Here is an 11,556-nt window from a genome sequence, read left to right as displayed (position 1 = left end):
CGTAAAAATGACTAATTCCAGCGTTAAATCAGAAACTTGGATGATGTCTTATCAGAAAGTGACATGTAATTTCCCCGTCACTAGTAGTTCTAAATTCCAGCTTTGGAACAGAAAGAACAAGTTGTGTTAAAAATAACCTTTAGATAGATGTTGTTAGCGAGGGAATGAAATGAAAATACAACTGTTGGTTTTACTGCCACTGCTAGTCAGTGCTTTTGTGAGCGGTTTGGTAAAGGCAAATGATGAAGTATTGTCGGTCGATCAAGTTGCGTTACAGGGAATGCAGTTTAGTTTTGAAAATGATGCGAAAATTACTCCAAAAAAAAGTGATTTTACAGTGGTTAATTCCGTTTTTATGAGTAGTGAGCAAGGCCGACGAGTCGCAGTGGTGACAATTCGTAATGACGCGTCAGGTTCACGCATTTTACAAGCGGAACATATTATGGCGTTATTTGCTGATGGGCGGCGAGTTGCCCCGATTTCCTTGGCTGAAAACGTTAAACTAGAGGATGGCGAGCAACGCTCATTAACGCTGTCGTTTGGCGAAGACAATTTCCCTATTTTGAGCATCTTCACCAGTAATAATTTAAATTAGGAATAATAATAAAATGAAAGCGATGATCTGTGGATTGAGCTGTGCAGCACTTTTTAGTGCCACCAGTATTGCGCAGCACAGTAAGGAGTTTGTGCCTGATAATGTGTTTACTCAAGGCGTTGAAGGACCTGTTTTTTATAAGCAGCATTTATACGCAGTTAATTTTGCTGAGCAGGGCACCATTGGTAAGGTTGATAACAATGGTAAAGCCAGCTTATTTTTAAAGTTGCCAAATGACAGCGTTGGTAATGGTTTGCAATTTGATAGCCAAGGTAATCTCTATATTGCGGATTATATAAATCATAATATTTTAAAAGTGCCTGCTAATAGTAAAAGCGTTGAGGTTTTTGCTCATAATAAAACCATGAATCAACCAAACGATATTGCGATTACCAAACGCGGTGTATTATTTGCCAGCGACCCTAATTGGGCTGATGCTACCGGCAAATTATGGCGTATAAATACAGATGGCAGTACTCAATTATTAGAAGATAATATGGGCACCACCAATGGTGTGGCGGTTAATAACAGCAATAGTAAACTCTACGTAAACGAAAGCGTGCAGCGGGTTATTTGGCAGTATGATCTTGATAGTGAGCTAAACATCAGCAATAAGCAGCCGCTGATCACATTTGACGACCATGGTATGGACGGCATGCGTGTTGATAACCAAGGTAACCTGTATGTTGCCCGTTATGGCGCAGGTGTTATTTTAAAAATTAGCCCCGCAGGTAAGATATTGCAAACCTATACTTTAACAGGGCAGCATCCAACCAATGTGGCATTTAATGACCAGCAAACCAAGCTGTTTGTAACTATGCAAAAACGCGGTGCGATTGAAGTGATTGAGTTTTAAGTAAATTGGAAAATTTGAAGCATTTAATATCAAGTCTTTTGCATCAACAGAGAGTTTTATGCTTGGCTTGAAGAAAATCATTTTGATTGTGCAGAGCTATGGATTGATGGCATTAAAAAATCCTTAGATGGTGATTCGTACTTACCATGTTTTACTCTTCGCAGATCAGATCTAACAGTGTTTGGTCAAAAACTAAAACTATGTGGCACAGTTAATTGAATCGGGCTTAATGTAATAAGCCCAAATGATCCCAGTGTGTTTGGCAAAAGCTTATGAGCGCTGGGATACAGCGTATTCGATATCAAACGAAATGCAGTTCCCTGATGATTTTTTATTAGCGTTAGATGCAAAACCCCAAGCTAAAATGTTTTGTGGCGTTGAGTAAAGCAACTAAACATATTATTTATCATGCGCTGCAATTAGCCAAAAAACCAGCAACGCGGGAGCCGTCGAGCTGCTAAATATTTACTGAAGCTCGAAAACCAGCAAAAACCTCAGTAGCTACAATAACAGATCAGTACTACTTGCTTACAAGGCCCCCTAAGTTATCGACAAAGTAGTCCAATTTGCCAATTCTGCGCCAACCTAATTTAAATTACGGTATCTTACTACTGCGTAATTTAAATTAACCTCGAAGTTCACTATATCGTTAATCTTTTGTTTTAATTGTACTTATTTATAAGGCTCTCATTTTTCATAAATTTAAGTGCTTTATTTAGATAGCGACTAAAGGACATTTTGTGTATTTTTGGAATTATAAATTGAAAACATTTATTAATTTTGGAATAAATTATATTGATCTTGTGTGTTTTTTTGACTAAGTTAACAGCAGGTAACAAAACTATAAAATATGTCTTGATTTAGCTATTTTAAATTAGCTGAAGCCGTACAAGTACTTTGCAATATAAAAAGGTTAAATGCTTATACTATGAATAATAAATTCCACACAATTACAGCTCAATTCAAAAAATCATTACTCGCCACTTTGGTTATTTCAGCTTCTAGTACGGCTTTTGCTAATGATGCAGAGCAATTAGACAAAGAAAACTTAACAAAAGAAGATATCGAACGTATAGAGGTAAAAGGCTACGCTGCGTCTGTCGAGAAGAGCCTCAATATGAAACGGTTTGCTAACAGTGTTGTTGATGCGGTATCTGCAGAAGATATCGGTAAATTCCCTGACCAAACGGTAGCCGATGCCCTGCAACGTATTCCGGGTGTGCAAGTTGAAAAAGACTTAGGCGGAGAAAGTGACCGAGTAAGTATTCGTGGTACAGCACCCCATCTAAACATTACCTTATTAAATGGTCAGAGTGTTGCTTCAGCGACGGCATCAGCGTCTATCACTCGTCCATCACGTGGTTTTAACTATTCACTTTTGCCTGCAGAGTTAGTCGATACTTTAGAAGTGTTTAAGTCAGCTGAGGCTGATGTTGATGAAGGTTCAATTGGCGGCACTGTGGTGGTTAGAACACGCAAGCCACTGGACAGTGAATCTAACTATGCCGCATTGTCAGTGAAAGCATTTCATTTTGAAAATGCCGATGAAACTAAACCCTATATTTCAGGTTTATATTCTTGGAAAAATGAAGCAGAAGACTTTGGTTTTAATGTGGGCTTTGTGCGCAAAGAACTCGCAACCCAAAGAGACAGTAAAGAGGTAAGATTTGGTTACCGAAGTACAGATGCCAATGGTGATGGCAATAATGAGTATTACCCTGGGGCAGTAGGTTATAATCGCTATGCCAGTGACTCTGATTTAAATACAGTGACGGCTACCTTGCAATACGCGCCTTCAGCAAACTTAGATATCGTATTTAATAACTTGTATTCAAAATCTGAGCATGAGTCATACGGTACTTATTCGAGTGGTTTTATATTACAAAACATTGGCAATATTGAGCAAGCTGATATTGTCGATGGTACTGTAGTTGCTGGGACTTTACCTGCCCATAATAATTTAGGCTATTACGGAAATGCCGGATACCAAGGTGAATTTAAAACTCAAGCTCACGATATTAAAGTTACCTATGCAAAAGATAACTACACTCTGACAACACAGTTTGGCTATAGTAAAGCTGAAGGCGCAGTAAGTGACGTATATTCAGAATACTACGCAAACACTGACGCTTCGTACAGCATCGAAAATGGTATGCCCGAAGTTGTATTATCAGATTCTCTTACGCCTGCCGATTATCGCTTAGACTACAATCATAAAAATGATATCGCGAATGATTCCGATGAGAAATATGTGCAATTTGATTTTGAGTATCGACTCTATAATGATTACTTTACGGCGATAAAAACTGGGGTCAAATACCGAGAACACAGTAAAGCCGCCAACTTAATTAAAGCAAATTATCCTAAAAAGGGGGCTGATGGCAGTACGAATAATTTAGGCCAGTTTGCAACTACCACAGTTAATGATTTTATGGGTGGTGAGAATGCCATTTTATGGCAATTTGATAATGCCGCTTATAGTAATTGGATTGCTTCTACCGAACCATCAACAGCGCCTTATGAACATCTAGATTATACATATGACTTGCAAGAAACCATTACTGCCGGTTACGTAAAAGCATTGTTTTCATTCAGTGATATTCGCGGTAACTTAGGTGTTCGAGCTGTCAAAACCGATGTTGACTCGCAGTCACTACAATATACGGGCCGTAGTTTTGATCCGCAAAATATCGAAGAAGTTGGTTTTTCTACTAGTTATGACGACTTTCTACCGAGTTTAAATATCGCTTATGATTACAGTGATGAGATCATCCTGCGTTTTGCTGCAGCAAAAGTTATGTCTCGTCCAGATTATGACTTTTTATCAGCGCGTAAAAGTGGTTATTGCACTGCAGCAACAGGCTGTAAGGGTAATGAAGGTAATCCTGATTTAAAACCATATCGTGCTTCGCAATATGACTTATCAGCTGAATGGTATTTTAATGAGTCATCTATCTTATCATTAGCTTACTTTTATAAAGATATCGATTCATACATTACAAATAGCACTGTTGATAAAGAGTGGATGTGGACTGATCCAGATACCGGTGCTGAAGAACTGCGTACTTTCTTGATCACTCAACCATTAAATGGTTTAGGCGGCGAAAACTCAGGCTTTGAAGTTAATTATACGCAAAAGCTAGGTTATGGTTTTGGTATTCAAACTAACTATACTTACTCAGATGCAGAGCTTGAGCAAACAGCTGAGCAGGTCGCTGCAGGAGAAGAAGCCGTTCTGCCTAATAATTCAGAAGATACCTTCAATGCCACAGTGTATTACGAGAATATGGGCTTTAGTGCAAGGGTTTCATATACTTACCGTTCTGAATACTTTTATACAACTTATTTAGGACTCAACCAGTACATTGATGACTTTGGTCAATATGATTTGAACCTTAGCTACAATGTGACTGATAATCTGAATGTGGTATTTCAAGCCATTAATTTAACCGATGAAGACCAGCGTTCAATGTCAAGTAACAGCACTGGTATGTCAGATAGCAATCGTCCACTTGCTATTCATAATTATGGTCGTAGATTCTTACTCGGCGCCCAGTATAAATTTTAATTCCCCCCATATACGATATAAATAGCCGATAGTCCTCACTATCGGCTATATTTTTTCACTTATTAGGAAATCAATGATGATCCGAGTAATTTTCTCTGTGCTCATATCTGTTACTTTAATCGCTTGTCAGTCCGCTCCTTTAACACCTACTACTAAACAACAACCTAACCCACTGCTTGCAATTATTCATACCGAAGATGTTGTTCGTGAATTTCGCGCCGCATGGGTTGCGACTGTTGCGAATATTAACTGGCCGCAGCAACCAGGCTTGCCTGTTGATGAGCAAAAACGTCAAGCAATAAAAATATTAGATACGCTGCAAACGAATAATTTTAATACAGTTATCTTTCAAGTTCGGCCACAAGCTGATGCACTTTACCAAAGCTCAACTGAGCCATGGTCTTACTATTTAACCGGTAAGCAAGGGCAAGCGCCGGAACCTTTTTATGATCCGTTGCAATTTTGGATTGAACAAGCGCACAAACGGGGTTTAAAGCTGCATGCGTGGTTCAACCCTTATCGCGTTCATCACCCATCGGGTGGAAGTGTCAGTGAGCAGTCAATGAGTGTGCAAATGGCTGAAGATGTCGTACAGCTTAAAAATGGTATGCACTGGTTTATTCCAACTAATCAGTCTGTTATTGATTATAGTATTACGACGTTATTAGAATTGGTAGAAAACTATGACATTGACGGCCTTCATTATGATGATTATTTTTATCCTTATCCGTCATACAACGAAGGTGAAGACTTTCCTGATCAAAGCCAATATTTAGATTATCAAAAACAAGGAGGTAAATTAAGTAAAGGTGACTGGCGTCGAGCTGCCGTGAATCAATTTACAAAAACGCTCTATGAGCAAGTAAAACAGCTGAAGCCACATGTACAAGTAGGTATTAGTCCATTTGGGATATATCGTCCAAAGCAACCGGCTACGATCCGTGGTTTAGATCAGTATGAAAAGCTTTATGCCGATGCCAAACTATGGCTAAATGAAGGTTGGCTTGATTATTTTACTCCGCAATTATATTGGCCTATCAACCAATACTCGCAAAGCTATCCATTGTTAATTGCGTGGTGGCAATCGCAAAATACTCAAAATCGTCATTTATGGCCAGGTATCAACACACTGATAGCAAATACGGATGCAGGAATCGACGAAGTCGTTAACCAAATTATGATCAATCGGGCGATGCTTAATAACTCGCCAGGCGTTGTATTTTGGAATGTAAAATCATTAGAAAAAGCTGACTTTTCTCAGGTGATAGAAAAGGGCGTGTTTCAACATCAAGCATTACTGCCGCTATCAAATTGGTTACCAGTTCAGGAGGTGAGTAAACCTGCAGTGAGCTATAACCAATATGCACAGGTGACAAAACTGAGTTGGCATCATGCGCAACCTGAGCATGTATTTAAAACGCTTGTTTATCTTAAATATGGCGATGATTGGCAATATAAAATTTACCCATCAATAATGCGCTCAATCACAGTTGAGAATAACAACAATGGACTTGCGCTTTCACATATCCGAGTTGTTGCTGTAAGCCGTGATGAAATGCTTAGCGAGCCGATAGAGATACAGTTTGAGTAATGCCTTGTTTAGCAAGCAAAGTGTAATACAACAATCACTATTAGCAAATCTCACGCGAGCACTGAGCAACTATACAGCATCTTTACTTAACCGTTAAAATTACGGTTTCTATCGCAGCATAGCTTTGATTAACATTGAACCAAGAAAAAGCGCACCGGGCAGGGTGCGCTTTAAGGGTTTAATCCTGTGCTGCTATAGGCAATAGGGGATTAACTAAAAACTCGGTGAGTAACGAACTGCAACCCCTAGTGTACGGCCAATAACGCTGTAATCACTCACAGTATTAAAGTGATTAGCGCCAATGTCAGGTGTTGGTGGTGCTTTGTCAAACAGGTTATCGATGCCAAAGTTAACCGCGATAGTCTCGGTTGCTTGCCACGATGCAGCAAAGTCCATGTAGTCTTGTGCTGAAATTGTTTCTGTTCTATCTACAGCGTAGTCTACTTCACCGATTCTGCGCCAGCCTAATTGGAAGTTCATGGTATCTAGCTGCCAATCAAAGGTGGCGCGGTGTTTATAATCGGCTTGTAAGATACTCGCAAAATCGCCTGAACAAGCACTACCATAAGTACCTTTACAATCAACTTCTGCTACGGTGCTATTATTTTGGCGAGTTTGTTTTGTTACAAAGTTACCTTGGTATGAGAGCCTAAAGCGACCGCCTAAATCCATTGGTGCATCAAATACATAGTTGGCTGCTAAATCGATACCAGCTTGTTCAATCGCAGCAAGGTTAAAGTCATTTACGATCGCGGTGCTAATAAAGCCTGTGTTTGGATCGCGTAATACTGCGCCACACAATGGGTTATTAGGATTTGGATCGTCAATATAACAGCTCTGTAATGCTGCACCTGGCTGGATTTGGCTTACTGCATCAGTTACGCGAATGCTGTAATAATCTATAGATACATCGAAGCCATCGATATAACTGGGTGTGTAAACCACGCCTAAAGTATCTGATTCAGCTTGTTCTGGTTTTATATCTGGGTTACCACCGTAAGTATAAGCGGCAGAGCTGCTATCAAATTCAGTACCAACTGCAGGTGCGCCAAATGCGGCACATTGTGCTGCGTCACCCGTACCTAGCAAACATGGATCACCATTAAAACGACCTGCTAAACGTGGCACGAATTGGTCGCTATCTTGATCAAACAATGCCAGTGAAAGAGAGGTGATTGGGCTGGCAAATTCACCTAAGTTAGGTGCTCTAAATGCCGTAAGTTTATTCGCACGGATACGGATATCATCGTTAATTGCCCAGTTTATGCCCAGTTTATAGGTGTCTTCTGCTTCAGTGTTTGAGTAATCAGAAATACGATACGCGCCCTCAAAACTAAGCTCTTTTGCAAATGGCATATCAACTAAGATCGGCACTAATAGTTCTGCATAGAACTCACTACTGTCAAAACTGGCATCCATATCAAAGGCGCTAACAGCGGCAAAACTAGTGCCATTTCTAAATGCATCTCCCGGTGTTTGCTTGCCCGTTTCTTTGCGGTATTCATAACCAATTGCAAAATCGACATAACCGGCAGGTAGTTCAAATATGGCACTTGAATCACCTGATAAGGTGGCAGCAAACACGCTCTGCGTTCGCTCGCGAGTGGTATAAAGTAGTGGGTCGCTAAATTCGCCTAGATCTAAATTAGGATCAAAAATATCCATGGTATTGGCTATACTGGCAAAGCGACTATTGCCACTTTTATCGGTTTTGTAAGCATTTTTATAGATCGTTGCTACTTCATCGGTTTGACCATACTGACCATAAATATCGTAACGTAAATAATCGTTAATATCGCCTTTTAAACCCAGTTGAAATTGCAATGAATCTCGCACGGCTTCAGTATGCTGTACGCCAAGGCCTAAATTACGTTCAACATTGACTAGCGCATTACCATCAGCATCAAAGGTGAGTTGTTGGCGAAGTTCATCAGGAATGTATTGGTTATCTTGTGTGAGAGTTACTTGCTCATTAACAAAAATAGGTGTTTGGCCGCTGGCTCCGGCGCCATTAACGGTTACTTTAGAATACATCGCACGGCCATAAATGATTGCGCTGTCGCTGGCATCCACATCAAATAATAAACCAGCAGAAAATCTGTCCATAGGCTGAGTTAAATAGCGGTCGCCGGTAAAGTCATTGGTTTGACGATCGCTCACGACTTGGCCTGCATCATTAATCGCTAAACTATTACCACTGGCAACATCGGTGTATAACCCGCCGCTATTAATCATAGTCGCGCCATTCTCTAAGGCATAATCACGTTCACCAGCAAGTAACTCTTTACGTTCAGAATAACCAAGGTAGCCAGTAATATGGCCACTACCATCAGCTATATCGCCACCAAAAATGGCTTCAAAATTAAGTTTTTCATTGCCACCATCAGCTGTTTCATAACTACTTGAAAACTCAGCGCCGGTAAAGTCATCATCAAGCACAAAGTTAACCACGCCAGCTACTGCATCGGCGCCATAAACAGCAGCTGCACCGCCTGTTAAAACATCAACACGTTTGATCAAACCGGCAGGAATTGTATTGACATCAACTGAGTTACGAAAACTAAATGGCACAGCGCGCGTACCGTCAATTAATACCAAAGTTCGGTTTTGACCAAGGCCACGTAAATCAATAGTCGATGAGCCAAATGAGTCACCTACCGTTGCACCTGTACTATTAGCTCCCGCTGCAGCTTGTGGTAACTTTGCGGTAATATCTTCTACATTCACCGCGCGATCTAGGTGTATTTGTGCTTCGTCAACACTCACTACTGGGCTACTTGAAACTAATTCCGTTCGCTGAATTCGAGAGCCAGTAACAGTAATTACTTCAGGTTTTTTTTGCTGCACTTCTTGCTGTTCAGCGGCCAATAAAACAGGGCTAGTAGTAGCAATAATTGCCAGTGCAATTGGAGATAGCAGGTGGAGTGGGCGCATTGAGTTAGGTTTGCAGTGTTTCATGGTCAGTTCCCGTGGTTATGTATTTTTTGCTATTATGAATTTTATCGTTGTCGGTACACTCAGTGTGTTGGTAAGTTTTAAAGCATTTTTAACTTGTTTGCAATAATTATTCTTTCAATATTTAAAGTTAAGGTATAAAGTATTCTTGAGTTTGAAATGCATATACATTAATTAGTATTTTGATTTTTAAGGGTAAAAAGAATGCATCAGCATATATTACAACTGTATAACAGCGCTAAAAAACAACACAGATTAATAATTGGTCTGATGAGTGGAACGTCATTAGATGGGTTAGATGTTGCATTGTGCAAAGTCTCAGGTCATGGCATGAACACCCAAATTGATGTGTTAGCCTTTGACACTGTTGATTATGATGATGACTATAAACAAAAAATAAAAACAGTATTTGCCAAACGCGAATGTGATTTGGAGTTAGTTACTTTACTTCATCCTTGGGTGGGGCAATTACATGGCAAAATGGTATTGCAGTGTTTAGCTAAATGGGAAGTTGCTGCAGCTGATATTGATGTGATTGCAAGTCACGGGCAAACTATTTATCACTGCCCTAAAAGTCAGCATAACCAGAGCGATTTTAATCATGGTACTTTGCAAATAGGTGATAGCGACCATTTAGCGGTTACGACTGGTATTACCACGATTGGCGATTTTAGACAAAAGCACATTGCAGCGGGCGGAGAAGGCGCACCACTTGCAGTATATGGCGACTATTTATTTTTTAGCAGCTTAACTGAAAATCGTATATTACTGAATATGGGCGGCATTGCTAACCTGACTTTTTTACCACAATCTGCTGATGCGAGCGCTGTATTTAGCTCTGATATTGGACCAGGTAATACAATCATGGACGCTTATATACAACGTTATTTTGCGCCGCTTCATTATGACAAAGATAGTTTAATTGCCAACCGAGGCCAGATAAATCAGCCGCTGTTGGATGAGTTATGCCAAGATGAATTTTTTAATTTGGACTTTCCTAAGACGACAGGCCCTGAAGTTTTCAATTTGGCTTATTTACACCAAGCACAAACGACAACCAACACCCTACAGCTAAGCCACGAAGATGTGATGGCAACACTAAATCGATTTTCGGCGATGATGATTGCACAGGCTATTAATCAATGCAGTGAAAAATTAGCCGATGTTACAGTTTATGCCAGTGGTGGGGGAATACATAATCCACTGTTGATGAAGCATATTTTATCTTTGTGTCCACAGTTACATGAGATTAAAAATACCCATGCTCTAGGTATCGACCCAGATGCGAAAGAAGCAGTTTTGTTTGCGATTTTAGCGAACGAATGTTTAGCGGGTGGCCAGCAACGTTTTGGTAATCAAGCGCAGGGCATACCCACCATTACTATGGGTAAAGTCAGCTTTGTGGATTAAAATAATGATAAAAATGAACTACTAAAACTTGTCATATATTGGCGCAGTGAATGACTTTTAGAAACTAGAGCCGGCTCGTATTGTGGTATATAACCTGCGCCATATTCCTTGATTGCGACATCAAATTCAGCACTGTCTTTGAGGGTGGCATGTAAACCATGCAACATTAATTGCAGCACATATTCGTCACTTTCATCACTGAGAGTTATTTTTTCAAGTGTCAGCGTTACCGTACCGGCTTCTATATCGCTCAGACGCAGTGTGTATTGCATAAAGTAACGTGCATCACGCGCTGCTATATGTGTTGCACTTAACGAAATAGTGTCGCCTTCATGCGCATCTTCTGGTAATACACAAAGCAGTCTAATTTCATGCTCTGCGTTTGCATTTAGATGCAGCGTATCGTACTCCATAGTATGTGCCATGGCAGCTGATAGCGGATCTTCAAAAGATTGCAGTGCAAAGTTCAAGCGCACTAAAGGAGTGGTCATTGAGGTCTGTCGTCTTTTCTAGGTTAATTAAATCGAATGGAAATTATCCTATAGTTTAATTGCAGATTTATGACTAATTGAACGTATTTT

General features: G+C 40.1%; 8 protein-coding genes. 6 read left to right on the top strand and 2 right to left on the bottom strand.

Annotation, left to right across the window (positions count from 1 at the left end; genetic code table 11):
• Window positions 1–169 precede the first annotated feature (169 nt).
• The 5 genes from H5180_RS01695 (at window position 170) to H5180_RS01675 (ending at window position 6,610) form a co-directional block, all read left to right on the top strand.
• A complete protein-coding gene (locus H5180_RS01695; RefSeq protein WP_182757543.1) occupies window positions 170–595 on the top strand; it encodes a hypothetical protein in 426 nt (141 codons plus the stop codon).
• Window positions 596–608: 13 nt separating this feature from the next.
• A complete protein-coding gene (locus tag H5180_RS01690; protein WP_182757542.1) occupies window positions 609–1,451 on the top strand; it encodes an SMP-30/gluconolactonase/LRE family protein in 843 nt (280 codons plus the stop codon).
• A gap of 244 nt (window positions 1,452–1,695) precedes the next feature.
• Window positions 1,696–1,836 carry a hypothetical protein gene (locus H5180_RS01685; RefSeq protein ID WP_182732401.1) on the top strand — a complete coding sequence of 47 codons (141 nt, stop codon included), beginning with the start codon at window positions 1,696–1,698 and terminating at the stop codon, window positions 1,834–1,836.
• 543 nt (window positions 1,837–2,379) lie between these two features.
• On the top strand, window positions 2,380–5,019 hold the full coding sequence (locus H5180_RS01680) for a TonB-dependent receptor (protein ID WP_182757541.1): 2,640 nt from the start codon (window positions 2,380–2,382) through the stop codon (window positions 5,017–5,019).
• A gap of 73 nt (window positions 5,020–5,092) precedes the next feature.
• Window positions 5,093–6,610: a glycoside hydrolase family 10 protein gene (locus H5180_RS01675; protein ID WP_259397408.1), complete on the top strand. Its 1,518-nt coding sequence runs from the start codon at window positions 5,093–5,095 to the stop codon at window positions 6,608–6,610.
• A 213-nt stretch (window positions 6,611–6,823) separates the two neighbouring features.
• On the opposite strand, the gene H5180_RS01670 is transcribed toward H5180_RS01675, so the two are convergent.
• Window positions 6,824–9,568 carry a TonB-dependent receptor domain-containing protein gene (locus H5180_RS01670; RefSeq protein WP_182757540.1) on the bottom strand — a complete coding sequence of 915 codons (2,745 nt, stop codon included), beginning with the start codon at window positions 9,566–9,568 and terminating at the stop codon, window positions 6,824–6,826.
• A gap of 201 nt (window positions 9,569–9,769) precedes the next feature.
• Between H5180_RS01670 and H5180_RS01665 the strand changes: the two genes are divergently transcribed.
• Window positions 9,770–10,975 (top strand): anhydro-N-acetylmuramic acid kinase, encoded by a 1,206-nt coding sequence (locus H5180_RS01665; RefSeq protein ID WP_182757539.1) that lies wholly within the window; start codon window positions 9,770–9,772, stop codon window positions 10,973–10,975.
• On the opposite strand, the gene H5180_RS01660 is transcribed toward H5180_RS01665, so the two are convergent.
• Complete coding sequence (locus H5180_RS01660; protein ID WP_182757538.1) at window positions 10,972–11,466, bottom strand: hypothetical protein; 495 nt, start codon at window positions 11,464–11,466, stop codon at window positions 10,972–10,974. The genes H5180_RS01665 and H5180_RS01660 overlap by 4 nt on opposite strands.
• Window positions 11,467–11,556 lie beyond the last annotated feature (90 nt).

It is taken from the genome of Pseudoalteromonas sp. SR41-4 (assembly GCF_014163985.1).
Lineage (GTDB): Bacteria > Pseudomonadota > Gammaproteobacteria > Enterobacterales > Alteromonadaceae > Pseudoalteromonas > Pseudoalteromonas rhizosphaerae.
Note: the sequence above shows the minus strand (reverse complement) of the source record. Positions and strands in the feature narration are given on the sequence as shown.

Bases quoted from the DNA above. Each gene is read 5' to 3' on its own strand.
- H5180_RS01665 (WP_182757539.1), top strand. From the start codon at position 9,770: ATGCATCAGCATATATTACAACTGTATAACAGCGCTAAAAAACAACAC.
- H5180_RS01675 (WP_259397408.1), top strand. From the start codon at position 5,093: ATGATGATCCGAGTAATTTTCTCTGTGCTCATATCTGTTACTTTAATC.
- H5180_RS01680 (WP_182757541.1), top strand. From the start codon at position 2,380: ATGAATAATAAATTCCACACAATTACAGCTCAATTCAAAAAATCATTA.
- H5180_RS01690 (WP_182757542.1), top strand. From the start codon at position 609: ATGAAAGCGATGATCTGTGGATTGAGCTGTGCAGCACTTTTTAGTGCC.
- H5180_RS01685 (WP_182732401.1), top strand. From the start codon at position 1,696: ATGATCCCAGTGTGTTTGGCAAAAGCTTATGAGCGCTGGGATACAGCG.
- H5180_RS01695 (WP_182757543.1), top strand. From the start codon at position 170: ATGAAAATACAACTGTTGGTTTTACTGCCACTGCTAGTCAGTGCTTTT.
- H5180_RS01670 (WP_182757540.1), bottom strand. From the start codon at position 9,568: ATGAAACACTGCAAACCTAACTCAATGCGCCCACTCCACCTGCTATCT.
- H5180_RS01660 (WP_182757538.1), bottom strand. From the start codon at position 11,466: ATGACCACTCCTTTAGTGCGCTTGAACTTTGCACTGCAATCTTTTGAA.